We start from the raw sequence: 24,654 nt of genomic DNA, 5'->3' as shown, positions 1-24,654 counted from the left end.
TCTTCCTTTCCAGATTGTCCGGACGGTCTCGCGGACCCTCAGTCGCTGTCGGGCTATCCTTGAATCACGGCGTTGCGATAGACGAAATCCAGAGATTTTTCGGCAAGAATGCGTGCCCGCAATTCTGCCAGAGAATCCTGGCCGCCCGCCTGGATCATCTTCACCAGGTCGCCATGGGCGATCTTGAGTTCGTGTGCGAGGCGATTGATCTCCTTGTTGACGTCTTCTTGACTGACGCTAATCTTTTCCTTCTCGGCGATCGCCTCAAGTATCAAGCCGACCTTCACCCGGCGCATCGCCTCATCCCGATTCTGCTGACGGAGTTGTGCAGGATCAGCCGCCTCTGCGCCCCCAGGAGCCTCGTTTCCGACGCGCCCCTGCTGTTGGGCATATTGCCGGATGATGGCCTCCAACTCACGCTCAACCAGCGTGTCGGGAAGATCGAAGTGGTGGGTGTCGATAAGGCGTTTTATGATCGTATCTTTATGCAGTTCCTCAACTTCGCGCTTCAACGCTTTCTCCATTTCGCCGCGCAGGCGGTCGGTGAGTTCAGACAGTGAGGCATAGGCTCCGCAGTCTTTGGCGAACTCGTCGTCCAGATCGGGCAGCTTCTTCACCTTCACGGCGGTCACCACAAGCGTAAAGGTGACGGTCTTGCCGGCCACGCGAGGATCTGGGTGGTCGACGGGGTAAGGCTGTGAAATCGTGACGCTCTGTCCTTCCGTCGTGTTGACGACGTGAGGATCGATGCTCAAGCCCAATAGCGAAGCCTTCGAACCGACGCGATGTAGATGCCCCTCTTTCTTGGTCCCGTCCAGCGGTTGGCCGTCCAAGTGGCCGGCCAGCGACAGCACGACGAAATCCCCTTCGGCGACTCGATGGCCGGTGGCCGCGGCTTCAAGTCGGGCATGCTGCTCCCGCAGGACATCCATGCCCTTCGCGACCTGCTCGTCGGTGATGCTACGCTTGTCCGGTTTCAAGGAGATGGGATTCGGAGCTTTATAATCCCGCAATTCGATCGTTGGCTTGATCTCAACGGTGGCCGTGAAGGTAAATGGCGCGTCCTTCTTGATCTTGACCCGTTCCAGGGGCGGGATTTCCACCAGGACCGGAGAAATGCCGGCCTGACGGACGGCTCGGTCGTAAAAATCAGGGACAAGGGTCCGGACGACATCCTCCTCAACCGCTTTGGCGTAGCGCTTTTCCAGCAGCGCGAGGGGGGCTTTTCCCGCACGGAACCCCGGCATCTGTACCTGGCGGTTCAGTTCCTTGTAAGCCTGGGTAAACCGCTGCGCAACCTCTTCTGCCGGCACTTCGATCTTCAGGGCTCGTTTCATCGGCCCCAGCTCTGTCATTTCCATTTTCATGGGCTGCATTCAATCCTTCTAGCTGTCGTTGCCTTCCTCTGTCGTTGACAACACCGGGCAGGCGGCATCTGCCTTGGCTTGGGCCTGGTGCGAGAGGGGGGACTCGAACCCCCACGGTTACCCACGAGATCCTAAGTCTCGCGCGTCTGCCAGTTCCGCCACTCTCGCACGGCGGAGAGTCCCGGAGTTCGGTCTCATCCGATTCAACAAACAGGCGAAATTACGCGCTCCTGCCGGTATTTTGTACCGTTGGACATGTGCGACTGTCAACCCATACTCCTGCGGGGCGGTCAGCGGGTTTGGGGGAAGGCGGCGGAGAGATTTCGGCGCGGACGGTCGCGGCATACGATTTGTCACCGCGTAACCGATTGAGGTACTCACAAGGGGTACGAACTTCCGAAGTCTCTCAATCGCTTCTATTCCTGACGACCGGGTTTGCGACGCCCGAGAGAACCGGTATAATCATCGAAGGCGTAGTTCGTCGGCATGCTTACCCTCTGAATGAGGCCCGCCATGCACGCTGCTCTACATCATGTGGTACTGACGACGGCATTCTGGTTTCTGATTCTTGTCGATCCGTCCCGTTCGCTCGCCTATCGAGATTATTTCACCGCAGAACAGAAGGCCCAACTCGAGAAAATTCAGACGGTTCAGGTCGAGGCTCTGATGCTGTCTGATAAAGGATCTGTCGATGCGGCGCCGATCGCCGAGCTTGTCGCTCGGCGACTGAGCGAATTGGGGTATCGAACAATCGGGGACGCAAGCAAACCCCACGACGTCCTGTTTAGGGTCAAATGCGAACAACGAAAGACCTGGGAGGGCACGACCGTGGCAGGGGGTGACGCGGACCTTCCTGATGCCCCGTCGCGGCTTTGGAAAGGTCCGGCTTGCCAACTGACCTATGTGTTGGGTGAACTGAAGGTCAGATGGCAGAAGGAGGTGCGGACTGACTTCGAGGATGCTGTGTCAGCCGCGCAGGCGGCCGATGCTGGCGACCCGGGCGTCTTTGCTGCGGGCAAGTTGCGGGAGAAACTCGAGCAGTATGATTTCCCGGTCTTGCTGACCGCTGAGTGGGGTCAGCCGGATCGATTACTGAAACTGTTGGAAGCGACGGATACGCCGCAGATCCGTAAGCTCAAGATTATTTCTCTTCTGGGCGAAATGCAGGCGGATGAGGCGCTTCCGAAGCTCAAAGCCGCCCTCAAGGACAAAGATCTTTCCAAGCAGGCTGCAGTAGCGTTAGGCAACATGGGTAAGGAGGGCATTCCGATTCTGGTCGACATCTTGAAACATTCTAAGCAGCCGGAATTGCAGGCCGCGGCCGCCAAAGGGCTTGGGGATCTCGGGAACACGCATAATGATTCGTCGGTGGTACCTCCCCTGCTGGAGATGTTGGACGCTCCGGGCGTCGATATCACTGTGCAGACAGAGGTCGCATGGGCGCTTGGAAGGGTGCCGGACCGGCGGTCGGTCCAGCCACTCTTTGATCTCGATAAGAAACTCCAAAAAATCCGGCAAGACCCGGTAGATCCTCAGATGAAGAAACTCAAGGAAGCAGTATTCTGGGCGATCAAACAGGTATACACCGAGGACCAATACAGCTAGTCGGGTACTCACGCCCCTCATTGGTGACAGGACAACCGGAGGCACGGGGCCCGGTCTAGGGTGAGATGCCTTCTTTGTCACCCGCGGAATCTCAATCAGATCCGACCGATACGACACAACGACCCTGGAACTACTCTTCCGTCTTTTCGCGCGGCGGGGCTTATGGGGATTGTCCGACAATCCTACGCGCGGAAGTCGGCTGTCCCAGATCTCTGTCATCGCACGACAGGAAAGCGTACGGACAATAGAACGATCCGGGTATTAGACGGTTCTCCCCGCCGGAGTGCGGCATTGGCGGCTGAGCCGATTAAGATCGGAATCCTCGATCCATTGTCCGGTTCGTACAAGACTTCGTCGATCCATGACGTGCACAGGGCCGATGTGGCGGTTGATCGTTTCAACAAGAGCGGCGGCGTGATCGGGCAGCCAGTGGTTCCGCTTGAGGCGGATGATGCATCCATTCCCGACACGACGGTCAAAGCGACGACCAAGTTCAACCGTGAGGATCGGCTCGATTTCTTGAGGGGGAGCTTCAGCGGCAGGGGCCTTCCTGATGAAGGCTCCTGCCGCCGTGGGGGGTGCGCTATCTGGTCACGCGGATTTCCACCCGTCGGTTCTGGGCCCGTCCGGCATCGGTGGTATTGGAGGCCACCGGTTTGGTATCCGAGTAGCCGGCGGTGGATGCTCCAGAGAATCCGCCACCGGCCAGCGCCTCTGCGGCATTCCGCGCGCGCGCTTCAGACAGTTCCACGTTGGACGGAAATTTGCTTTTCAGTGCGGCACGGATCGGCCGGTTGTCCGTGTGCCCGTCCACCGCGACGTGGTATTCGGGGAATTCCTTCAGAATCGCGCCGACCTGTTTCAAGGCCTCAGCACCCCCTGGCTTGAGCTGATCGTCTCCGGAGTCGAACAGGTAGCCGGAGTTCAGGTTGATGAGGAGCCGTTCGTTGTTCAAGTCGACGGTGATGTTTTTCTTGTCGATCTGGGGTCTAAGCGCCCGGATCAGGCCGCGTTCGGCTTCCTTCAGCTTCGCCATCTCCGCCGAGAGGTCACCGCGAAGGCTCGCCAGTTCCCGATTCCGGTCCGCCAGCTGCTTTTCGAGATCGGCCGTATGCTGCTTGGCCGAGGCCACCTCGGCCATGAGTGTATCCTTCTCCGCCGAGAGGTCACCGCGAAGTCCTGTGAGATCCCGATCACGATCGGCCAGCTGCTTCTCAAGGTCGGCGGTCCGCTGTTTGGCTGCCGCCACCTCGGCCGTGAGTCTATCTCGCTCGCCCGCGGCGCTTCCGAGGGCTGCGCACTGCGCTTCAAGCTCCGCTGTCCGTTGTTTCGACGCTGCCAACTCGGCGGCGAGCTTGTCCTTGTCGTCTGCGCCGGCCTGAAGGGCAGCGATCTCCGCACCGGAGGAGGCTGAGAGGGTGCTCATCTGCCTCTCAAGATCAACCGTACGGTTCTTCGAGAATTCGAGATCCCGTTGTGTCGAGGACAGCTGTTGGGCAAGTTTTTCAGAATCGCTCGCACTCGAACGGAGTGCCGCCAATTCGTGAGTACGATCGGCGAGCTCCCGGTCGCGATCGGCCAGTTGGCGCTCCAGATCGCCACTCCGGCCCTTTGCCTGGCTCAAATCGCCCGACAGTCCGTTCAGCCTAGCGATTTCCTTGTCCCGCTCCGCCACCATACGTTCCAGTTCTGCGATCCGCAGATCGCGCGGATCCGCTGGAGGGGGTACCTCCTTGGCTTTGGCCGTCATCTCGTTGAGCGCCCGGCTCGTGCTGTCATTCGGCGCCTCTTCCTGCAAGTACCAGGCGGCACCGCTCTCCCCCGTCACTCCGACCGTGACGACTAATCCCAGGACGAACGCTGCCAGTCTCTTGCCTCGCATTGACTCCTCCTTGGCTTTTCGATGGGCCCCTCTTATGTCAGACGGAAACGGATCTCCCGTGCGCGGCGAGGAGGGAGCGGTTCCTCGCCGACCGTAGAATTCAGGAATGGCATCATACTCAATGCCGCTGGTTCTTGATCGCGTCTCGAATCTCCATCAGCAATTTCTCTTCATTGGTAGGGCCGGCCGGTGGTGCCGGCGGAGCCTCTCGCTTGAAGCGGTTGACTTGTTTGACCAGCATGAAAATCACGAAGGCGACGATAAGAAAGTCGAACACGCTCTGGAGAAATACGCCGTAATTGAGGGTCGGCGTTCCCGCCGCCTTGGCTGCAACCAGCGAGGGTTGTGGGGTACCCGACAAGGTCAGGAACAGACTGGAAAAATCCACCTTCCCCATCAGCAACCCGATGGGCGGCATCAGAATGTCGCTGACGAGCGATGAAACGATCTTTCCGAACGCTCCTCCGATAATGACGCCGATGGCCATGTCGAGCACGTTGCCCTTCATTGCAAAATCCCTGAATTCTTTCAACATCGGAACCCTCCTTGTATCGAGTGATTGAGGAGAGAGACTTTCAGCCGAAGTCAACGCCGTCGCGTCGTGTCGAAATTGTAGCCGAACGTGATGAGATACAGCGTGTCAGTGCTCTGAACACCGGCCGGGGGTTTGTTGTTATAGCGGTAGGTGTACTGAAAATTCGCGACGAACCCTTCGATAAGCTTTAACCGGATGCCCTGGTCCATCGTGATGTAGTAGTCCTGACTGTTCTGGAAAGAGGGGAAAAATTCGCCGAAATGATAGAGCACGATTCGCTCATCCAGCATGGGCCAATTGAGCCTCAGAGATCCTCGTCCGCGCACGGACGACTGATCGGGAAGATTCTTGAAATCCTCATTGAAATAGCTGACGCCGAACTCACCCGACAGGGTGATGTCCTTGAAGTACGGGCCGGAAAAATCGCCCAGGTCGATAAACTGATAGCCCGGTCCGGTCGCCAGTGCGGTCCGAAGGTTCAGATCCTGGAATGTATCCTGCTCGAAGTAGGCGCTGGTAAAGGCATAGAAACGTTTGGTGAAAAAGAAGTCGAGCTTGATCGTGCCACGGGCATTCCGGGCGGCGAGTTGGCCGTTGTTCTCGTTGTAGACATACCGGCCGTTCAAGAGCAGCCGCAGCTTTTCACTGCGTCCGGTGAGGTCCAACAGGAAACTGGCGTTTTGAAAATTGGTGTTGCCGTTCGCTGTCGAGATGCCGGCCGTCACCGCGCCGACGAAAACAACCGGTGGCTGAACGAGGGGGTTGATGGAGGCGACCGATCCGACTGGAATCGTCAGGGGTTCGGCCAGCGATTCCACTTTCAGCAGGAGGAAACCGTCCTTGTCCGCTTGGGTCGTGCCTACCAAGATCGTACCCTCCTTCAAATGGAACGGGAGAGGATGGGTCACGGTCAGCTTGGACACCTCACTCCACTTGACCTTGAATGCCTTGTCGGCGCTGTCCACGGTCTTGAGGAGCAGCGTCCCCTCGGTCATTTCGATGACCTCGCCGTACAGAATGCTGCCGTCTTTCAAGGTCACAATATCGATGGGGACCGGGGCCGGAGGACCGGGCGCTACATCGGTGTCCGAGGCGAGTGCGGCTAAGGGAAAAGCCAAACAGAGAGCCAGGACGATTGCCCAGGCGTTCAGGGTCGAGGATCCTCGCATGAACGTCAAATTCCCCTTAATTCCGTGGACGGCCTTCCGATGGGTTGATTGCGAGAATCGTCGGTCGAATCAACTCGAGCGAGACTCAGGTGTATAACCGAATCCTCACGGCTTTGGCAATAATCACACCCGCAGCCTGACGACGAGCCAGGTCGGTGCCGCGGGAGACCGATGTCATTGGCAAGAACTGCGTAAGCAGTTGTACCCGCCCCGCTGATCCTATATGAACAATCTTTCTGGGCTGGATGCAAGATGCTCCTGAGTGAGGGCGATTCCGCGGCGACGGACGAAACCGTTCCGGTTCGATCCCCGCGATGGCGGATGACGAGCCTAGGGCCTTGGTACAACGGCGGAAGGGGCAAACTCGATCTGCGCGGCCCGAAACCGTTCCATCACTGCCTTGTTGATTTCCCCTTGGGTCGAACCGTAATCCGCGACGGCCGTCCAGGGTTGAATGGCAATGGTGATGGCCGGCTGGCCGAGCGCGCTGATACCGACCGACGGAGCTGGATCCTTCAGGATCTTGGGGTGGCTCTGGAGCACCTCCCGCGTGATGGCCAATGCCCGGTCCATATCGGCCGTGTACGCGATGTTGACGGTGAGAGTCATTTGACGGATCGTGCCGAAATTATGAAGAATCTCTCCGATGATCTTCCGATTCGGGATGATCACGCGGGAGTGATCCGCGTGCATGAGGACGGTGGAAAAGATGTCGATCATGACGACATCTCCGTGCACGCCCAACACCGAGATGTGCTCGCCGACCCGGTAGGGTTTCGTGAAGATAATGGACAGCCCGGCCATGACGTTGCCGAGTACACCTTGGAGCGCGAGTCCGATCCCCACGCCGGCGACGCCGATGCCTGCGATCAAGGGAGCGATGGGCACTCCGAGCGCCTCCAGGGCGATGACCGTCGTGAACAACAGGACGATGATTCTGACGACGCGAACCAACAGCAGCCGGACCGGCGGCTCGAGCGTGTGGCGCTCAAGCTGCTGTCTTGCCAGGTTCCCCGCCCATCTCGCCACGATCACTCCGACGGCGAAAATCCCGATCGCTACCACAGCTTGCAGGCCGTATCGCACGGCGTATTGCGTGAGCGTCTCCATTGCAATCATCTCGGCGCCTCCTTCTTAGCGACCAACCATCTCCTCATAGGAATTCCCTGCTGGTACCACGGGCCCGCAGCTTCGTCCATCTTTCAAGATTCACGTCATGCGACCTCTCCGCGGATCGTCCGGCAGTATAGGAAAGCATCGGAGTAGCGTCAAACGCTCACCTTGCCGCTCAAAAACGCGCGTGCTAAGATCACATTTCCGAGAATTGCGGAGAGGTGCGAGAGTGGACGAATCGACATGCTTGGAAAGCATGCGTCCCGGCAACGGGACCGTGGGTTCGAATCCCACCCTCTCCGCCAAACCACACTTCGTGTGAACCGTTCGCTCTTAGTCGCAGTATCGTGATCGTTGCGGGCGGATAGACACCTCGGTATGAGTGAGTTTTGACCCGGAGCCTCACTGATTGTGAGGATGGTATCGGACTTCAGTGTTCAGTGCCGGGTAGCAAGTGCTGTGTGCTGAGTTTCAACGACGCGAGGGTGGGCTCAATAGGGCTAGGCTCAGAACTCGTTCCTCCGGACTCAGCACCTTGAAAAAGGGGCCAGGCCCTGTGCAACGGAACCCTGTGAACCCCGCCAGGTCCGGAAGGAAGCAACGGTAAGCAATCAGTTCTGGGTGCCGCAGGATCACCTGGCCCCGCTATGCAGGATGTTGAAACGTACCCCAAAACCGTACGCCTCGGAGTTCTCAGTCCCTGCGACCTTGTCGGATAGCCTGTTTGAATATCCTGCCATGTGGTGGAAGGGCTACTGAGTAATCGCAATGGATTACCAAGTCTCTGCCCGCAAATACCGGCCCGGCACCTTCGACGATGTGATCGGTCAGCCGCATGTCGTGCAGACGCTGATGAACGCCATTGAGTCGAAGCGGGTGGCGCAGGCCTATCTGTTTTCCGGGACACGAGGTGTCGGCAAGACCACGGTTGCCAGGATTCTTGCCAAGGCGCTTAACTGCGAGCGCGGGCCGACGGGCTCGCCATGTGCCGTCTGCGTCAATTGCTGCGAGATCGCGCAGGGAAATTCGGTCGATGTGATCGAGATCGACGGCGCCTCCAATACGAGCGTGGACGATGTGCGGGAGATCCGGGAAAACGTCAAGTTTGCTCCGTTCAGAGGACAGTACCGGATCTACATCATCGACGAAGTCCACATGCTGTCGAACTCCGCGTTCAACGCGCTGCTGAAGACTTTGGAGGAACCTCCGGGGCACGTAGTGTTCATCTTCGCGACCACGGAAATCCACAAGATACCGGCGACCATCCTGTCGCGCTGCCAGCATTACAATTTTCGGCGGATCGCCCGAACCGAGATCGTGGAGCGGCTTCTTCACGTGGCGGCGCAGGATGGCATTACGGTAGAAGATCGAAGTCTCGCAGCCTTGGCTCGGGCCAGTGAAGGCAGCATGCGCGACGCCTTGAGTTTACTCGACCAGGCGATGGCATTCGGGGGAAAGACGGTTGTCCATGCAGATCTCGAACTCCTGCTGGGTGCGGTACCTCAAGAGTTGGTCCGAGCCATGATCCAAACCCTTATCGCACAGGACAGCGCTGGCGCGCTGCACGTCTTGTCGACCCTGTTGGATCGAGGACACGACCTGCGGGCCTATTGCGCGGAGATCGTTGAGTACCTGCGAAACATGCTCGTGGTCTCGGTCACTGCGCCGCATGAATGGCCGCGGTTAATCGAAACCTCTTCGGAGGACCTCGCGCAATTCGAGTCGGATAAAGGTGCGTTTAACCCTGACCAACTGCAACAGCTCTTCGCTATCTTTACCCAGGCTGAGGATAGTCTTCGGAGCAGCGCCCATCCTCGGTTCGTGCTGGAGACAGCATCGGTGAAGGCGACCCGCCTCCTTCGAAAAGGCGAAGCATCCGCGGGACAACCCGCTCGCCCGCTCGCAGCGGAGCGCCGGCCCATCCCGGCGGCGCCGCGTACGGAGAAAGGTCTCGGGCCGGAGCTGCGCGCGGGCCCTGCGTCGTCGCCGACACGTCAGGTGTCCGCAACGGCCAAAGCGGCGGCCACACAAGACCCCTTTGCCTCTACTGCGGCAAAGACGGGGACTTCGTCCGCGCAGTCCGCGAATGCAAAAGAGGACGCCGTGCGTGCCCCTATAGAGGCGGCACCTGGATCGCCCCCGAGCGGCGTTGTGGTGACGCTGGAGTGGGAGCAGTTCCAGGACGAAGTGGGGCGAGCGTTTCCCAACGTCGCACCCTTTCTCGAGAGAGGGCGTTTGGTCGGCATTGAGGGCGGCGTGATCACGATCGGATTCGACAAGCAGGCCACTGTGGCGCGAGCCATGCTTGAGAAACCGGACAACATGCAGGCGCTGACCGCGCTCTGCACGAGACTCAGCGGTCAATCGATGCGACTTCGCATCGTTGAGCAGACGGAGGAGGCTCCGCCGGGGCCCACGATGGCGCAGATCAGAGCGGCAAGGGAGCAGGATCGGCGGCTGGTGCTGTTCGAGCAGGCGCGCGCCCATCCGGTCGTGAAACGGGCGTTGGAAATCTTCGGAGCAGAACTCACCGACGTCAGACCGGTGACGCGGCAGAAAGAGGTGGAGGAATGAAGAATCCGTTTGGAAACATGGCCAACATCATGAAGCAGGCGCAGGCCATGCAGCAGCAAATGGCGAAGCTGCAGGAAGAGGCGGCGAATAAAACCACCACCGGTTCCGCTGGCGGCGGGACCGTCACCGTGACGGCCAATGGCGCCATGCAACTCGTCGGGATCAGCATTAATCCCGAAGCGGTCAAGCCCGACGACGTGGAGATGCTGCAGGATTTGATTTTGGCTGCGACGAACGAAGCGCTTCGGAGGGCCCATGACATGATGGCCGAGCAGATGAAAGCCGTGACCGGCGGCATGAACATGCCTGGATTGTTTTAGGGCCGAACGACCATGGCTGTCGATCAACAGGGATTGCTGGCGCGGCTGGTTCGGGAGCTGGTTCGCCTTCCGGGTATCGGACAGAAGACTGCTCAACGACTGGCGTTCCATCTGTTGAAGGCTGAGCGAGACGACGCGCTGCGATTGGCTGACGCGGTGCGGGCGGTCAAAGACGGCCTTTCGTTTTGCCGTCAGTGTCGGAACATCGCCGAAGGCGATTTGTGCGAGTTCTGTCTCGACCCGAAGCGTGACCGTTCGCGGATCCTGGTGGTGGAGGAGCCCAGTACGCTCTATGCGATCGAACGTGCGGGAGGGTATCGCGGCCTGTATCACGTCCTCCTAGGGGCGCTGTCGCCGCTCGACGGCGTGGGACCGTCGGACATTCGCGCCGAGGAACTCATCGACCGGGTCAAGTTGGGGGGCGTTGTGGAAGTGATTCTGGCGACCAATCCGACGATCGAAGGAGAGGCCACGGCGATCTACCTCACCAATCAACTCAAGCCGTTGGGAACTCGGGTTTCGCGCATTGCCTACGGGATCCCGGTCGGGATGGATATTGAGTATGCCGATGAGGTCACGCTGCTGAAATCCATCGAGGGCCGGCGGGAACTGTAGAAATTCCGCGCCGCGCGTTCCCGCGTCCCATTGACCCTCTTTTGGCCCCCCTGGTATAGTCCGTACTGGTGCCGTCAGGAAGCAATTTTGGTATGAAAGCACGCCCCCACGTCAGACGCACCGGCAGCGCTTCAGTGAAACCTTCCGTTCCCAAACGAAAGGTTCAATCTTCCGGCGGCGCCGGGAAGTATTCCGCCATACGCAAGGAACTCCAAAAACAGCGGGCTGCCATCTTGGAGGAGGCCGGAGAGGGTCTCACCAAGCGAGACGGTCAAGAGGCGTTTCCGGATGTCAGCGACCAGGCTTCGGCCGAGGTCGATCAGAATTTTACGATGCGTATCAAGGAGCGCGAACAGAAGCTCCTCAAGAAAATCGATGAAGCGTTGGAACGGATGAAGAAGAGCACCTATGGGATCTGCGAACGGTGCGAAGAAGAAATCCCCTACCAACGGTTGAAGGCCCGTCCTGTCACCACCCTCTGTATCGCGTGCAAGACCCTGCAGGAAGAAGAAGAACAAGCCCGCCGGTAAACGGTCCAACCCGTCAGTGTTTCAATTTTTTGACGCGTTGTTGCACGAGGGCAATGCGGTCGGCTTCCTCGGGAATGCCATCCGCCAATGCCAGGTAGGTCTCATACTCGGTGAGGGCCCGTTTAGGATTCACGGGCTCGACGGTCTCCGCCAGGTTGAAGCGAGCGATCGCATAGTTGGGTCGCAGGATGATGGCTTTTTCGAATGCCGTCTGGGCCGCCGTCTTGTCGCCGAGCTTGAGGTATACCGAGCCGAGATTGTTGAAGGTATCCGGCGTATTGGGCCGGATCGCCAACGACTGCAGCATTTCGCTTTTCGCCTTTTCGTATTGTCCGAGTCCAAAGAGCGCTTGACCGTATTTGTGGTGGACTTCCGCCTGCCACACCTTATTTGTGAATCCGCCCGAAATAGCCTTCTGGTAGGCATCCGCCGCAACACGATAATTCTGTGGTCCGCAGTATGAGAGTTGAGCGGTCTGTCCCCTGGCGAACTGCTGGAGCGATGCAAACGGCTCTTTGTCCTCTGATCCCTGTGGTTCGATCCGTTGTCCTTCTTTCTGGGTGCCGGTCGACTTCAGACGGGCCAGGAACTCCCGGCGGTAGGGAGAGAAAAGTCTGACGTAGGGATCGGTCGTGACCGAAGCCTGCAACAAGGTCGGGTGCTCCCTGAAGCCGATCACCAGATACTGCGTGGTCGTTTTCTCGTCGCCCGTTTCGTAGAGGGCGGAAGAATCGAAACTCGATTCGGTCGACAAGCCCGGAACGTGGAGATAGAATTCCGTGACCGGTTTGAGCAGAGACAGAGTATGCCGGAGCGTCGGGTACGGTTTCAGATCCAGACCGCTGCGAAACGTGTAGAGGACGCCGGCGAGAATTCCATCTTCGTCGAAAAAATACGACTCGTCGCCGTGGAGAGGGCTTTGATCGGCGGGGACCATGATCTCCTGCCCCGTGCCCCACGGCGTCACTTTCAGGGACGAGAGCGCGTGTCGTTGGAGAAAATGCTCCTTGCGCTCGCAGAGCGACTCCGATTTCAGAAGTGCAAGGTCACTTTCTGACGGAGGAAGGTTGGCTTGCCGTGGATTCGGCGTTTCACAGGCCCCTAGCAACAAGGCCAGCCCGACGAGGCATACGACAACGACACCGGTTCCGCGAGGAGGTGCGTAGCGCGCTTCCGGAAGAATCATGCAGCCGAGGATACAGAAACTCTATCTTGATTGCCAGCCGCACAACGGCCGGCGACTGCGTCCCCTTGAAGGAACGAGCCGACGGCGCTGACACGTTTAGTACAAATAGAAGGGAGTCGAATCAGCGACGCTGGTTGTCCAACATCGAGTCTTCGCTGGTGTAACCGAAGAGATAGGGCATCTTGCTCGACAAGCCGTAGAAGATCGGCCGGTTGATCCCGTAGTCAAGCGCCTGCCCGGCTGGATGGATAACAAAGGCCGTCCACCGCAATGGGTGGTCGTTCAACGGCGCGCCTGCCGCAACATCGGTGTAGACCAGTGAGGTACTGTCCATGACACTGTAGATACTGGCAGGTGCGACGTAATCCCCATTCGTATCGACCGTCTGTTTGTTGGCTGTGCACCCTGCGAGCGCCAGCAGCAGGAGGGCTCCCATGGCACGAGCTGTCGTCTTCATGTGCATCCCTCTTAGTCGGTAGAGTTCGATGTAGACGAACTGAAGTGTAACCGACCTCCGGAGATCTGTCCAGAATTCGAGAGATTTCGGTCGGGAGAGCTCAAACCGGCAGTGGCACAGCCCCGTGCGCAGCAGATGGTGGGCGATACAGGTATCGAACCTGTGGCCTCTTCCGTGTGAAGGAAGCGCTCTGCCACTGAGCTAATCGCCCACAGGCCGCGAGTCTAGCATGGCCCTGACCGCCGTTCAACGCAAGAACGCCTGTTCTTCGAGTTTTCGCGGGATCTCGCGAGGCATCTGGAGCATGATCGCCTTGACATCGTCAAAATGAGATTCCTACAATGCGCGTCCGCCTTAAAAATCCCTCTTTGGGACTCCTCTCTCATGCGTCAAGACATCGTCATTATTGGCGGCGGGTTAGCCGGATCCGAAGCAGCTTGGCAGGCAGCCAACCGCGGTGCCAGAGTGACGCTCTATGAAATGCGTCCGAAGGAGATGACGCCGGCTCACAAGACGGGGAGCCTGGCCGAACTGGTCTGCTCGAACTCGCTTGGATCCGCGGATTCCACAACGGCCCCGGGAATCCTGAAGGAGGAAATGCGCCGGCTTGATTCGCTGGTGATTCGAGCCGCGGAACAGGCGCGCGTTCCGGCCGGAGCGGCGCTGGCGGTCGATCGTCAACGGTTTTCCTCCCACGTGACTCAGGCTCTTGAGAGCCATGCCAACATTCGGATCCTGCATGAAGAGATCACCGAGATTCCTCAGGACTGCGTCTGTGTCATCGCGTCGGGACCGTTGACGTCCGACAAACTTTCGCGGGCGATCGGAGCCCTCGCCCACTCACGCCATCTGTACTTCTATGACGCGATCTCGCCGATCGTCGATGCCGACTCCATCGACATGAAGGTGGTCTTTCGTGCTTCGCGCTACCAGAAGGGGGGAGACGACTATCTGAACTGCCCGATGGACGAATCGAGGTACGACAAGTTTTACGAGGCCTTGCTCGCGGCTGAAAAAGTGCAGCCGAAGGAATTTGAAAAAACTCCGTATTTCGAGGCCTGTCTCCCGATCGAAGTCATGGCGGAACGCGGGCGTCTGACCATGCAGTTCGGGCCGATGAAACCGGTGGGACTCGTGGATCCCCGCACGGGGCGACGGCCGTTCGCAGTCGTGCAGTTGCGCACGGAGAACAGCCATGGGTCCTGTTATAACCTGGTCGGGTTCCAGACGAAGTTGACCTATGGCGAGCAGAAGCGGGTGTTCCGAATGATACCGGGCTTGGAACAAGCGGAATTTCTCCGTTATGGCAGTCTTCACCGCAATACGTTTATCAACGCGCCCCAATTGCTTCGCAACACGCTTCAGCTCAAGGCCCGCGAGTCGTTGCTGTTCGCCGGGCAGTTGGTCGGGGTCGAAGGCTATACGGATTCGGCTGCGATGGGAGGGCTCGCGGGAATCAACGCGGCTCGCGCGTTGGCCGGGGAGGCCTTGCTGTCGCCTCCGCCGACAACGGCTCACGGCAGTCTCGTAGCTCATATCACCACCTCAGATCCCGGGCGTTTTCAGCCGATGAACGCGAATTTCGGCCTCTTCCCACCGCTGGCCGCGGTGGTGAGGGATAAATCGCAGAAGCGTGGTCTCATCGCCCAGCGTGCGCTGACGGACTTTGCCGCATGGATGGCGCAATCCGGGCTTTCATAGCCTTCCTCCGCGCGGAGCGACGCGCCTCGCCCGAGACACTGCGCGGCTATACGTCGGATCTCCGTCAATTTCACAGCTTTCTCCTTGCCCATCGCCTTGCCGTGCCCCCCGTGGATCCCGGAACTCTATCCCGCGAGACCGTCCGCGCCTACCTTCGGTGGCTGGATCGAGGCGGGATACGGCGCAGTTCCCTGGCGCGGAAGCTGGCCAGTCTCCGGAGCTTCTACCGATTCCTGGTACGCGACGGATTCGTCACGCGCGATCCCACGCAGGATATCCGGACGCCGAAGCAGCCCAAGCTGCTTCCCCGGGTTCTGACGAAGGAGGAGGCGGCCGCCGTGATGACAGGTTCCCCCGTCAACCCCCCGCAATCGGCGAGAGACTGCGCGCTGCTGGAGACGCTCTATTCGACAGGCGCTCGAGTCAGCGAGGTGGTCGCGCTGGACTTGGAAGATGTCCGCCGCTCGGATGGGATCGTTCATCTACGGGGAAAGGGGCAAAAGGAACGGCTCGTGCCGATCGGGGATGTGGCGCTTCGAGCGATCGGCGCATACTTGAAGCAGGCCCCGATTCCCTCGCGACCGGCCGGTTCCTCGAAGCAGTCTCGGGTGCCCCTGTTTCGCAATCGCCTGGGAGGACGATTGACGACCAGGAGCGTCGCCCGCATCGTGGCGCAGCATTCCAGCGGCTTGACCGGCGGTTCGGTCAGCCCCCATACATTGCGCCATTCGTTTGCGACGCATCTTCTCGACGAAGGAGCGGATTTGCGGTCGATCCAAGAAATGTTGGGGCATGCATCGCTGAGTACGACTCAGAAGTATACGCATGTCACGATGGACCAACTCCTGGCCGTCTACGACAAGGCGCATCCGCGAGCCGACGCAGCCACGCCAGGCCAAGAGCGGAAGGCGGCCAGGCGGCGCTAGGATTGCCGGAGGTCGGGCCTGTGTCCGTCATGCTGATCGTGGTAAGGTAGCGTTCCGAGGACACGCCCACCGTCTGTGAGGAGTACGGAATGAACAAGCTGATCAAGAAGGCCAATGTCCTGATTGAGGCGTTGCCCTACATCCGCACGTTTCGGGGCAAGACCGTCGTGATCAAGTACGGCGGCAATGCGATGATCGAATCCTCGCTCAAAGAACGGTTCGCGCAGGACGTCGTGCTTCTCAAGTATGTCGGTCTCAACCCGGTGATCATCCACGGCGGCGGCCCTCAGATCGACAAGATGCTCGATCGACTCGGCATCGAATCCAAGTTTCTCCACGGCGTCCGGGTGACCAGCGAGGCCACGATGGAGATCGTGGAAATGGTGTTGGCGGGAAAGATCAACATGGAGATCACCGATCTCATCACCCGGCACGGCGGCAGCGCGGTCGGTCTCAGCGGTAAGGACGGTGGTCTCATTCTGAGCAAGCCGCTGACGGCCAAGGCTTGGGCGGAAAGCCTGGAGCGGGATTTTGACGGAGACGACGCCGAAAGCGATTTCGGATTCGTCGGTGATATTGAAAAGGTGGACCCCAGCCTGCTGCTGAAACTCCAGGGCGATCATTATATCCCCGTGATCGCTCCGATCGGGACCGATCGAGAAGGAAATACCTACAACATCAACGCCGATTTGGTGGCGGGAGCCATCGCCGGGGCGTTGCGCGCCGAGAAACTGGTGATGATGACGGACATCAAAGGGATTCGAGATGCGAACGGTCGCCATCTCTCGACCGTTTCCCGGAAAGATGTGCAGCGCATGGTGAAGAAGGGCACGATCACAGAAGGCATGCTTCCGAAAGTCCACGCTTGTTTGGATGCCCTCGAGCAGGGTGCCGCCAAGGCCCACATCATCGACGGGCGGACCCCGCATGCCGTCCTCCTGGAGATCTTTACCCACAAAGGCATCGGAACCGAGATCACGTCGTAAGCGGACGCGATCACTATCTTGTGTCGACCCGGCGCGTCACCATCCTCCGCCACCTTCGGGCGCTCGTGCGTGAACGCCACCCCGACACCGCTCCGCAGGCGTTGCGGCAGACTGCTGAGTACCTGGCAGACGAATTTTCCAGGTACGGCTGGGCGACGACCCGACGGACGTTTCACGCAAGAGGCCGAACCTTCGACAACATTCTTGCCGTCTCCGCTCCCATCGATCGCCGGGAACGGCAGACTGAGGCGCCACTCCTCATCGGCGCGCATTACGACACCGTGGTCGGGTGTCCCGGCGCTGACGACAACGCGAGCGGATTGGTCGTGTTGCTGGAGTTGGCGAATCTCCTGCGGAAGGTCCCGTTACCCAGGCCCGTCTGGCTGGCGGCTTTCAACCTTGAAGAAGAGGGTCTGGTCGGGAGCAAGGCCTTTGCGGGCGAGCTTCGAAGGGCGAAGCACCCCTTCCGCGGAGCGATCATCCTTGAATGTGTCGGGTACGCGAGGAACGAGGCGGGATCGCAGCACCAGCCGCCCGGCATCCCCGTCGCGGTTCCCACGGTGGGGAATTTTCTCGGCATGGTCGGAAACGAGGCTTCTCGTGGCCTGCTCGACGCCATGGCCAGGAGCGCGCGGAACCCGGAGCGGGTGCTCGAGACGGTAAGCATGATCGTACCGGGGCGCGGAGAACAACTGCCCGATACCCGCCGGAGCGACCATGCCGCGTTTTGGGATGAGGGGTTCCCAGCGGTCATGCTGACGGACACGGCGAACTTCAGAAATCCGCACTATCATCGACCGACGGACGAGATTGAAACCTTGAATCTCGATTTCCTTGAGCGAGTGGTCGACGCCGTCGCCGGGATGGCTCAGTTGCCCGTGGAGCGGGATTCGGAATGAAGAATCGTCGAGTGATCCGATCCTCGACCCGGGCGGTCATCCGGCGGATGTTCGATCGTCTAGAATATCGGACGCTCGGGGCGATCTATTGCTACGAGGGAGGCGATGAATTCTGGCGTGCCAAACGAGAGCCTTGCCGGAGGTTGGGGCTTCGCGTGGCCCATGCCCTCGTCGCACGATTGCCTCGGGTAGGACGAAGTCTGTACGTCGGAGCGGGAGTGGCGGAACTGCCGGTGCTGCTGGCGGAAAGCCTTGAACTGGGACGCCAGACCATGGCGCATAATCTTCGTCGGCTGGAAGTGGCCGCGCTCAATCGCGCCTGCCGCGGAACCGGCGTGCGGTTCAGGGCGACGGATGCGGCGACGGCCTCAGGTTCCTACGATCACATCTGGATCGTCAGCGTCTTGAACGACCCCGAGCGATTTCCCCACCTTGCCCCGTTGTCCTATGGTCGAGCCGATCCCGTGACGTTCGACCCTGTCGCGTTCGGGAAAGAACGTCGAGTCGTGCAGTCGATCGTGGATCGATGCCTGCCTAAACTGCGATTGCCCGGAGTCGTGACCACGTCGGTCGAGGAAGTGGTTTGGATTGCCGATTGGTGTCACCGGCATCGGATTCCCTATCTCGTGGAGCGGCGCCAGTATCCCGCCGCGCTGGTCGGGGATCCCATCTGTATCATGAAAATCGGAGTCCGACGGAACAGAAACCCGTCAAATCGCTACAGGCGGAAGCCGGGCGGCGATGTCGAAGCGCCGCCCATGTAGAGCCGCGCATACCTGACATAGTTCTGAGCGGACTCCCTGATCCAGGCCAATTCCTTCTCCGTCACCGAGCGCTTGACTTTCGCCGGGGAACCCAGGACCAGACTCTTTGGCGGCACGACAGTTCCTTCGGTGATCAATGAACCGGCGCCGATGACGGAATCTTCGCCGATCTCCGCCCCGTCCATCACGATGGATCCCATGCCGACCAGAACGCGATCCCTGATTGTGCACCCGTGCAGCACCGCACTGTGGCCGACCGTGACGTCATCGCCGATGAGCAGCGGATGCGTGTCGTGCGTGACGTGCAACATGGAGAGATCTTGAACGTTGGTGCGATGTCCGATGCGGATGAAGTGGACGTCGCCTCGGATGACGGCATGAAACCACACACTGCAGTCCTCCCCCATCACGACGTCGCCGATGACGATCCCGGTGTCTTCGATGAAGCAGGAGGCGGGAACGGTCGGCATCGTTCCTTGGAAGGTGCGAAGCATGGTCTCACGATAGGGGAAGCGGCCGCGGTCTGCAAGCGCTATTTGACAGCCTTTTCGGCGGTCCCGTAGACTGATCGGCTATGGCATCGCTCATTCAGATCAGCGGCGCAGGGAAGAGATCCCCGCTCGCGGGAGCCGGGTCAGCAGAAGGGGACAGGCACCGGCCTTCACGGAAGGTGTCGCCCGGAGCCAGCCCCCGGAAGACGACCATCGGCTTCGTCAATTTGGGCTGCTCTAAGAATCAGGTCGATTCCGAGATCATGCTCGGGACGCTCGTTCGCGAGGGATTTGAACTGACCGCCGATCCGAAGAAGGCCGAGGTGGTCATCATCAACACGTGCGGCTTTATCGAGGAGGCCAAGCAGGAATCGATCGACACTATTCTCGAACACGGCACGTTAAAGACGAAAGGAAGTTGTCGGATCCTGATTGCAGCCGGCTGTCTGGCGCAACGCTATCAAGGCGATCTCCTGAAAGAGTTGCCGGAATTGGACGGCGTGGTGGGAACGGGTGAGTTCGGACGGATCGCCGAGATTTGCCGGGAGCTCCTGGCGCCGAAGCGGCGGCACCGGCGCTTGTGGCTCAGCAAACCACCGTATTTGTACGACGAGCTGGCTCCGCGCCTGCGGCTCGGCGCCGGCCACAGCGCCTACGTCAAGATCGCGGAGGGTTGTAACCGCAACTGCGCGTTCTGCGCGATTCCGCTGATGAGAGGGAAGCAGCGCAGCCGGCCGGTGGAGTCCATTGTGGCCGAAGCGCATCGGCTTGTGTCCGAGGGTGTGGAAGAGATCAACCTGATCTCGCAGGACACCGTCAACTACGGCGTCGATCTCGCACTCCGCAACGGGCTGGTGACGCTCCTGCGGGAGTTGGTGGAGGTGAACGGTCTGCTCTGGATCAGACCGTTCTACCTCTATCCGCAGCAAGTCACTGATGAGTTGCTCGACCTCTATGCCGGCGAGGAAAAAATCACGAAATATATCGACATGCCGTTGCAGCATATCACCGATCGCATGCTGAATCGGATGCATCGGTTGGGAGATCGTGCGGCAATCGAACGGTTGGTGGAACGTATTCGACGGCGCATTCCCGGCGCGACTTTTCGAACGGCGTTCATCGTCGGGTTTCCCGGTGAAACGGAGGCCGATTTTGACGCGCTCAAGCGTTATGTGGAGCGTACCGAGTTCGATCGGGTGGCGGCGTTTCTCTACTCCGATGAGGAAGACACTCCCGCGGTCGCCCTGGACGACAAAGTCGACCGGGCGGCTATGGAAGAACGCCGCAACGAATTGCTGGCCATCCAAGAATCCATCGCGGCTGCGAAGAGCCGGGAAAAAATCGGCACGGTGATGGAGGTGTTGGTCGACGGACCTTCAGAAGAGACGGAGCATCTGCTCCAAGGCCGCCACCAGGGTTTGGCACCGGAGATCGACGGAGTCGTGTACATCAATGACGGGCTCGCCGCGGCCGGAGACAGGGTCAAGGTCGAGATCACCGATTCGGGAATTTACGATCTCGTCGGGCACATCGTCGACGATCGACCCTCACCGGCGCCTCGCGCACGGACTGTGCGGGAACGGGGCGCCCGCTGACGGCGCGCCCCGTTCCCGCCGAAGTCCTCATACCTTGGCGCTCAAAAACAGAGCATTGCCCCGGCGACTGATGAGGATCAGAATATTGTCGCCCTTTTTGACGGCGGAGGAAACCTTCTCAAACTCCTTCACCGACTTGATCGGCTGACGGTTGAGTTCCCGGATTACGTCGCCCGGCATCAGGCCCGCCTTGTCCGCGCCGCTGTCCGGCTCGACGCTGGTCACCACCACCCCCTGTGCCTTGCCCTTCAGGCCCAATTCTCGGGCCGTCTCCCTGTCCAGATCCTGCACGGCCAGGCCGGCGAAGGCGTAGTCCTTTTCAACGGATTCCGCTTTGGCGACCTTTGACGTGTCGGGCTGCTCCCCGATCGTGACGGTCACCTCCCGCTCATGACCTTCGCGGACGAGTTTGAGCATCGTCTTGGCGCCGACCGGCGTTCTCGTGACCATCCGCTGCAACGCCATGGCGTCTTCCACGGGCGAGCCCTGATAGGAGACGATCACGTCGCCCTGCTTGAGACCTCCATGGTCGGCGGGGCTGTCCTCTCTGACGTCGCTGACCAGCGCGCCCTTGGCGTCCTTGATGCCGAAGGATGCAGCCAGGTCGCCGTTCAAATCCTGAATGCCGATCCCGAGAAAACCGCGCACGACCTTGCCGTTTTTGATCAGGCTATCGTAAATCGGTTTGCTCATGCTGGTCGGGACGGCAAACCCCACGCCTTGATAGCCGCCTGTCTGGGAAAAGATCGCGGTGTTGATGCCGACGAGTTCGCCTTTGGTGTTCACGAGCGCGCCGCCGGAATTGCCCGGATTGATCGCCGCGTCGGTTTGAATGAAATCTTCGTATTGAGTGATACCCATGCGGCCTCGTCCCAACGCGCTGACGATGCCGAGCGTCACGGTGGAGTTGAGACCGAAGGGATTCCCCACGGCGAGAACATACTCACCGACCTGCAACTTGGACGCATCTCCCCAGATGACGGTCGGCAGGTTCCGTGCGTCGATCTTGACGACCGCGAGGTCCGTCTTCGGATCGGTCCCGACGATCTTGCCTTTGAACTCCCGTTTGTCCGGCAGGGTCACGGTGACTTCTCGGGCTCCGTCGATCACGTGATTGTTGGTCAGAATATAGCCGTCGGCCGAGACGATGACGCCCGAACCTTGTCCGCCGCCACGGTGGCCTCGCGGCTCACCAGGGCCTTGAGGTCCTCGAAAGCCCCGCGGTCCGAACGGACCGTTCGGACCGCCGAAAAATTCCTCCATACGCTCGCGCGACTCGTCCGGGCCGTTCCGACCGTCCCCTCCCTTGTCCGTCAGGACCGTCGTGATGTTCACGACGGCGGGAGTCACGGCTTTGGCCACCTCTGTGAATCCCGCTGCGGGAGGTGCCATGGGAGCCGCCGTTGCAACCGCAGCGGCGCCCGGCGATTCCGATGCGTGGGAAGCCATGAACGGCTGAGCGCTCAAGAGCAGGGTCGCGCCGAGCACAACGATACCGACCCCAAGACCAGCTTTCCTGCTGACTACATGAAGCGAGGACATTGCGACCTCCTTGCTGATAATGACCAAACGATGGGTTGACCCGCAGGAAGACACTAACAACCGGCAATGAGAAGCGGATTAGGAAGGAATTAAAAGGCGTTAAGCGAAAGGCAGCAGGACGGTAAAGGTCGAGCCCTTGCCGAGATCACTCTGCACCTCAATGCGACCGTGGTGCGACTCGACGATCCAGGCGCAAATCGACAGGCCGAGACCGGTGCCTTTCTTGGTGTGTGCACGCGCGTCATCGGTGCGATAGAACCGATCGAAAATGCGTTCGAGATCGCCGGGACCGATGCCGATGCCCTGGTCGGTGACGGTGACCTTGGCGAACTCGGGTACCGTCGTCATCGTCACCTCGACCGTTCCTCTCTTTCGGGAATATTTCACCGCATTGTCCACCAGGTTCAGGAACAGTTCGCGCAGACGCAGCTCGTCGCCGCGTACGACGACGGGCGTGATCCGCCCAAGCACCACCTGAATGTCCCGCTCCTGCCCCAGCAACGAAGCCTGTCGTGAGATGTCCTCAAGCAAGCCTTCGAGGTCGACCGGCAGGTGCTCCATCTTGACTTCGCCCATGTCGGCTCTGGAAAGGAACAGCAGTTCATCGACGATGCGGGTCATGCGATCGATCTCCTCCAAGTTGCTTTCCAATACGACGGTATAGGCCGCCGCCTCGCGAGGCCGTCTCAAGGCGAGTTCTGTCTCTCCCTTCATGACGGTCAAAGGGGTTCGCAGTTCGTGGGATGCGTTGCTGCTGAATTGGCGGATCTGGCGAAAGGACGTTTCCAGCCGAGCGATCATGTTATTGAAGGTGTCGGCGAGCCGACCGATCTCATCGGCCGACGCGGGAACGTTCAGTCGTTGGGTGAGATCTCCTGCGGCAATCCGTTGAGCGGCCAACGTGATGGCGTCGACAGGACGGAGTGCCCGCCCGGCGAGGAACCAGCCGCCGGCCAGGGAGACGGTCAGGGCGACGGGCGTGGTGACCAACAGCACGAGCAACAGCCGGTTCAGGGTCTGCTCGACCGATTCCATGGACGTTCCGACCTGGACGATGTAGAGCAAGTTACCGCGATAGATGATCGGGACCGAGATCAGCCGCAGCGGGGGTTCCTTCGGATACTTGGCCGACTCAAAAATCGTCCGCCCCGAAAAAGCCACCTCCAAGGCTTGGCGGCTCAAGGGCAACTCGTGCTGTTTCACGTTCGGCGAGCGGATGGTGATGGTGCCGGATGGACTGAAGATCTGGAAGAATTTGTCGATGCGTGCCAATTCGGGGAACTGCGACATCAGCTCTTCTTCGTTGATCAAGGGAAGAAACCCGCGTTCCTCCAGCGATCGCACCGCGGCCGCCGCGGTCTCTTCCAGCGATTGATCGACGGAGTCTCGAAGGTTGCGGGCGGTGACCAGGTAGAGGACGGTCGAGAAGATGATAAGCACAAGCGCCAAGGCGCTTCCGTACCACAGCGTAAGGCGAAGGCGCAGCGGCATCAACAGACTCCTAGGCTGAGGTCGAGGTAGAGGTTGATCAACGCCCTGCCAAAGTGCCGGAAACCCGTTGGAGCGTCCTGCTAGTCCGCCTTCAGCATGTACCCGCTGCCTCGGATGGTATGGATGAGTTTTTTCGCACGTCCACGGTCGATCTTGTTGCGCAGATAATTCACATAGACGTCGATGACGTTGGTGAAGGTATCGAAGTCCTGATTCCACACGTGCTCGGAAATCATGGGACGGGTGAGGACCCGACCGCTGTGCCGCATGAGATACTCGAGCAGCGCATATTCCTTCAAGGTCAAGTCGATGCGTTGTCCCCCTCTGGTGACTTCACGCGTCGCCGGGTTCAGGATCAGATCGTCGACCTGCAGTACTCCGGGGCTATCCGTGGCGCCCCGCCGAAGCAGCGCACGGATTCTCGCGAGCAGTTCATCGATGGCAAAGGGCTTCGTCAGGTAGTCGTCAGCCCCGGCATCGAGCCCTGCCACGCGCTGATCAACTTGGGATTGGGCGGTCAGAATGAGAATGGGCGTCTGGATCCGTTCGCGGCGGACGGCCCTCAGAATGTCCAGTCCGGACAGCGAGGGGAGCATCAGGTCGACGACGATGGTGTCATAGCTCGTCACCAGCGCCATTTCGAGCCCCTTGGCGCCGTCCTCGCACAGATCGACCGCGTAACTCTCCTCTTCGAGCGCGCGCTTGATAAAGCAGCCGACCTTGGTCTCGTCTTCGATCACTAAAATACGCATGGCTGGTGGGTGTGGATTATATCAAAACCTCCGGCTCCCGATCTTCAAGCGCGGAATGGTCGTGACAGAACACTTGGATAAGCAGGGGGCGCCGTGATAACCTCATTCCGTACGTCTGAACCGCGACGAGTCTCTCAGAAGGGCGAATCACTTC

The 24,654-nt window shown here is 59.7% G+C and carries 22 protein-coding genes, 3 tRNA genes and 1 other RNA gene; 13 read left to right on the top strand and 13 right to left on the bottom strand.

What is annotated here, in order from left to right; genetic code table 11:
* Nucleotides 1-53 precede the first annotated feature (53 nt).
* Nucleotides 54-1,367 carry a trigger factor gene (tig, locus tag P0111_16980; GenBank protein ID MDF0645723.1) on the bottom strand — a complete coding sequence of 438 codons (1,314 nt, stop codon included), beginning with the start codon at nt 1,365-1,367 and terminating at the stop codon, nt 54-56.
* Between the two features lie 85 nt (nt 1,368-1,452).
* A tRNA-Leu gene (locus tag P0111_16975) sits at nt 1,453-1,535 on the bottom strand.
* A 345-nt stretch (nt 1,536-1,880) separates the two neighbouring features.
* Between P0111_16975 and P0111_16970 the strand changes: the two genes are divergently transcribed.
* Entirely contained in the window at nt 1,881-2,972 is a 1,092-nt protein-coding gene (locus tag P0111_16970; GenBank protein MDF0645722.1) for a HEAT repeat domain-containing protein, read from the top strand.
* A gap of 583 nt (nt 2,973-3,555) precedes the next feature.
* Here P0111_16970 and P0111_16965 read toward each other — a convergent pair.
* The 4 genes from P0111_16965 to P0111_16950 form a co-directional block, all read right to left on the bottom strand.
* Nucleotides 3,556-4,854: an OmpA family protein gene (locus P0111_16965; protein ID MDF0645721.1), complete on the bottom strand. Its 1,299-nt coding sequence runs from the start codon at nt 4,852-4,854 to the stop codon at nt 3,556-3,558.
* 118 nt (nt 4,855-4,972) lie between these two features.
* Entirely contained in the window at nt 4,973-5,389 is a 417-nt protein-coding gene (gene mscL, locus P0111_16960) for a large conductance mechanosensitive channel protein MscL (GenBank protein MDF0645720.1), read from the bottom strand.
* 50 nt (nt 5,390-5,439) lie between these two features.
* Nucleotides 5,440-6,558: a DUF481 domain-containing protein gene (locus P0111_16955; protein MDF0645719.1), complete on the bottom strand. Its 1,119-nt coding sequence runs from the start codon at nt 6,556-6,558 to the stop codon at nt 5,440-5,442.
* Nucleotides 6,559-6,888: 330 nt separating this feature from the next.
* Nucleotides 6,889-7,677, bottom strand: a complete 789-nt coding sequence (locus P0111_16950) for a mechanosensitive ion channel family protein (GenBank protein ID MDF0645718.1) — start codon at nt 7,675-7,677, stop codon at nt 6,889-6,891.
* A 209-nt stretch (nt 7,678-7,886) separates the two neighbouring features.
* Between P0111_16950 and P0111_16945 the strand changes: the two genes are divergently transcribed.
* From P0111_16945 to P0111_16920, 6 genes are all read left to right on the top strand, one after another.
* Nucleotides 7,887-7,976 (top strand) — tRNA-Ser (locus tag P0111_16945).
* 240 nt (nt 7,977-8,216) lie between these two features.
* Nucleotides 8,217-8,316: signal recognition particle sRNA small type (gene ffs, locus P0111_16940), an RNA gene on the top strand.
* 123 nt (nt 8,317-8,439) lie between these two features.
* Complete coding sequence (dnaX, locus tag P0111_16935) at nt 8,440-10,245, top strand: DNA polymerase III subunit gamma/tau (GenBank protein MDF0645717.1); 1,806 nt, start codon at nt 8,440-8,442, stop codon at nt 10,243-10,245.
* On the top strand, nt 10,242-10,565 hold the full coding sequence (locus P0111_16930; protein ID MDF0645716.1) for a YbaB/EbfC family nucleoid-associated protein: 324 nt from the start codon (nt 10,242-10,244) through the stop codon (nt 10,563-10,565). Before dnaX ends, P0111_16930 begins: the two co-directional genes overlap by 4 nt.
* Before the next feature lie 12 nt (nt 10,566-10,577).
* Nucleotides 10,578-11,180 carry a recombination mediator RecR gene (gene recR, locus P0111_16925; protein MDF0645715.1) on the top strand — a complete coding sequence of 201 codons (603 nt, stop codon included), beginning with the start codon at nt 10,578-10,580 and terminating at the stop codon, nt 11,178-11,180.
* 92 nt (nt 11,181-11,272) lie between these two features.
* On the top strand, nt 11,273-11,710 hold the full coding sequence (locus tag P0111_16920) for a TraR/DksA C4-type zinc finger protein (protein ID MDF0645714.1): 438 nt from the start codon (nt 11,273-11,275) through the stop codon (nt 11,708-11,710).
* 13 nt (nt 11,711-11,723) lie between these two features.
* On the opposite strand, the gene P0111_16915 is transcribed toward P0111_16920, so the two are convergent.
* From P0111_16915 to P0111_16905, 3 genes are all read right to left on the bottom strand, one after another.
* Nucleotides 11,724-12,647 carry a tetratricopeptide repeat protein gene (locus P0111_16915; GenBank protein ID MDF0645713.1) on the bottom strand — a complete coding sequence of 308 codons (924 nt, stop codon included), beginning with the start codon at nt 12,645-12,647 and terminating at the stop codon, nt 11,724-11,726.
* Between the two features lie 370 nt (nt 12,648-13,017).
* On the bottom strand, nt 13,018-13,353 hold the full coding sequence (locus tag P0111_16910) for a hypothetical protein (protein ID MDF0645712.1): 336 nt from the start codon (nt 13,351-13,353) through the stop codon (nt 13,018-13,020).
* Nucleotides 13,354-13,489: 136 nt separating this feature from the next.
* Nucleotides 13,490-13,564: transfer RNA gene (locus tag P0111_16905), tRNA-Val, on the bottom strand.
* Nucleotides 13,565-13,737: 173 nt separating this feature from the next.
* Between P0111_16905 and trmFO the strand changes: the two genes are divergently transcribed.
* The 5 genes from trmFO (at nt 13,738) to P0111_16880 (ending at nt 18,629) form a co-directional block, all read left to right on the top strand.
* Nucleotides 13,738-15,054: a methylenetetrahydrofolate--tRNA-(uracil(54)-C(5))-methyltransferase (FADH(2)-oxidizing) TrmFO gene (gene trmFO / locus P0111_16900; protein MDF0645711.1), complete on the top strand. Its 1,317-nt coding sequence runs from the start codon at nt 13,738-13,740 to the stop codon at nt 15,052-15,054.
* On the top strand, nt 15,027-15,980 hold the full coding sequence (locus P0111_16895) for a tyrosine recombinase XerC (GenBank protein MDF0645710.1): 954 nt from the start codon (nt 15,027-15,029) through the stop codon (nt 15,978-15,980). The genes trmFO and P0111_16895 overlap by 28 nt, the downstream gene beginning before the upstream one ends.
* Nucleotides 15,981-16,069: 89 nt before the next feature.
* Nucleotides 16,070-16,966 (top strand): acetylglutamate kinase, encoded by an 897-nt coding sequence (argB, locus tag P0111_16890; GenBank protein ID MDF0645709.1) that lies wholly within the window; start codon nt 16,070-16,072, stop codon nt 16,964-16,966.
* A gap of 20 nt (nt 16,967-16,986) precedes the next feature.
* Entirely contained in the window at nt 16,987-17,865 is an 879-nt protein-coding gene (locus P0111_16885; protein ID MDF0645708.1) for a M28 family peptidase, read from the top strand.
* Entirely contained in the window at nt 17,862-18,629 is a 768-nt protein-coding gene (locus tag P0111_16880; protein ID MDF0645707.1) for a hypothetical protein, read from the top strand. The genes P0111_16885 and P0111_16880 overlap by 4 nt, the downstream gene beginning before the upstream one ends.
* On the opposite strand, the gene P0111_16875 is transcribed toward P0111_16880, so the two are convergent.
* On the bottom strand, nt 18,584-19,099 hold the full coding sequence (locus P0111_16875) for a gamma carbonic anhydrase family protein (protein ID MDF0645706.1): 516 nt from the start codon (nt 19,097-19,099) through the stop codon (nt 18,584-18,586). The two genes, P0111_16880 and P0111_16875, sit on opposite strands and share 46 nt — an antisense overlap.
* Before the next feature lie 104 nt (nt 19,100-19,203).
* Here P0111_16875 and rimO point away from each other — a divergent pair, with 104 nt between their 5' ends.
* A complete protein-coding gene (gene rimO, locus P0111_16870; GenBank protein MDF0645705.1) occupies nt 19,204-20,715 on the top strand; it encodes a 30S ribosomal protein S12 methylthiotransferase RimO in 1,512 nt (503 codons plus the stop codon).
* Nucleotides 20,716-20,742: 27 nt separating this feature from the next.
* Here rimO and P0111_16865 read toward each other — a convergent pair whose 3' ends face one another.
* From P0111_16865 to P0111_16855, 3 genes are all read right to left on the bottom strand, one after another.
* Nucleotides 20,743-22,257 carry a DegQ family serine endoprotease gene (locus P0111_16865; protein MDF0645704.1) on the bottom strand — a complete coding sequence of 505 codons (1,515 nt, stop codon included), beginning with the start codon at nt 22,255-22,257 and terminating at the stop codon, nt 20,743-20,745.
* A gap of 99 nt (nt 22,258-22,356) precedes the next feature.
* The gene (locus P0111_16860; protein ID MDF0645703.1) at nt 22,357-23,748 is read right to left on the bottom strand and encodes a heavy metal sensor histidine kinase; all 1,392 of its coding nucleotides are present in this window, start codon (nt 23,746-23,748) and stop codon (nt 22,357-22,359) included.
* An 80-nt stretch (nt 23,749-23,828) separates the two neighbouring features.
* Nucleotides 23,829-24,500, bottom strand: coding sequence for a response regulator transcription factor (locus P0111_16855; protein MDF0645702.1), 672 nt, complete (start codon nt 24,498-24,500; stop codon nt 23,829-23,831).
* Nucleotides 24,501-24,654: the final 154 nt, after the last annotated feature.

The organism is Nitrospira sp. (assembly GCA_029194535.1).
In the GTDB taxonomy this organism is placed as follows: Bacteria; Nitrospirota; Nitrospiria; order Nitrospirales; family Nitrospiraceae; genus Nitrospira_C.
This window is presented reverse-complemented; position numbering and strand designations above follow the sequence as displayed.

Bases quoted from the DNA above. Each gene is read 5' to 3' on its own strand.
- argB (MDF0645709.1), top strand. From the start codon at position 16,070: ATGAACAAGCTGATCAAGAAGGCCAATGTCCTGATTGAGGCGTTGCCC.
- P0111_16920 (MDF0645714.1), top strand. From the start codon at position 11,273: ATGAAAGCACGCCCCCACGTCAGACGCACCGGCAGCGCTTCAGTGAAA.
- P0111_16875 (MDF0645706.1), bottom strand. From the start codon at position 19,099: ATGCCGACCGTTCCCGCCTCCTGCTTCATCGAAGACACCGGGATCGTC.
- P0111_16915 (MDF0645713.1), bottom strand. From the start codon at position 12,647: ATGGTCCCCGCCGATCAAAGCCCTCTCCACGGCGACGAGTCGTATTTT.
- P0111_16965 (MDF0645721.1), bottom strand. From the start codon at position 4,854: ATGCGAGGCAAGAGACTGGCAGCGTTCGTCCTGGGATTAGTCGTCACG.
- P0111_16910 (MDF0645712.1), bottom strand. From the start codon at position 13,353: ATGAAGACGACAGCTCGTGCCATGGGAGCCCTCCTGCTGCTGGCGCTC.
- mscL (MDF0645720.1), bottom strand. From the start codon at position 5,389: ATGTTGAAAGAATTCAGGGATTTTGCAATGAAGGGCAACGTGCTCGAC.
- dnaX (MDF0645717.1), top strand. From the start codon at position 8,440: ATGGATTACCAAGTCTCTGCCCGCAAATACCGGCCCGGCACCTTCGAC.
- P0111_16860 (MDF0645703.1), bottom strand. From the start codon at position 23,748: ATGCCGCTGCGCCTTCGCCTTACGCTGTGGTACGGAAGCGCCTTGGCG.
- P0111_16950 (MDF0645718.1), bottom strand. From the start codon at position 7,677: ATGATTGCAATGGAGACGCTCACGCAATACGCCGTGCGATACGGCCTG.
- rimO (MDF0645705.1), top strand. From the start codon at position 19,204: ATGGCATCGCTCATTCAGATCAGCGGCGCAGGGAAGAGATCCCCGCTC.
- P0111_16880 (MDF0645707.1), top strand. From the start codon at position 17,862: ATGAAGAATCGTCGAGTGATCCGATCCTCGACCCGGGCGGTCATCCGG.
- P0111_16855 (MDF0645702.1), bottom strand. From the start codon at position 24,500: ATGCGTATTTTAGTGATCGAAGACGAGACCAAGGTCGGCTGCTTTATC.
- P0111_16970 (MDF0645722.1), top strand. From the start codon at position 1,881: ATGCACGCTGCTCTACATCATGTGGTACTGACGACGGCATTCTGGTTT.
- P0111_16865 (MDF0645704.1), bottom strand. From the start codon at position 22,257: ATGTCCTCGCTTCATGTAGTCAGCAGGAAAGCTGGTCTTGGGGTCGGT.
- P0111_16930 (MDF0645716.1), top strand. From the start codon at position 10,242: ATGAAGAATCCGTTTGGAAACATGGCCAACATCATGAAGCAGGCGCAG.
- P0111_16955 (MDF0645719.1), bottom strand. From the start codon at position 6,558: ATGCGAGGATCCTCGACCCTGAACGCCTGGGCAATCGTCCTGGCTCTC.
- tig (MDF0645723.1), bottom strand. From the start codon at position 1,367: ATGAAAATGGAAATGACAGAGCTGGGGCCGATGAAACGAGCCCTGAAG.
- recR (MDF0645715.1), top strand. From the start codon at position 10,578: ATGGCTGTCGATCAACAGGGATTGCTGGCGCGGCTGGTTCGGGAGCTG.
- P0111_16895 (MDF0645710.1), top strand. From the start codon at position 15,027: ATGGATGGCGCAATCCGGGCTTTCATAGCCTTCCTCCGCGCGGAGCGA.
- trmFO (MDF0645711.1), top strand. From the start codon at position 13,738: ATGCGTCAAGACATCGTCATTATTGGCGGCGGGTTAGCCGGATCCGAA.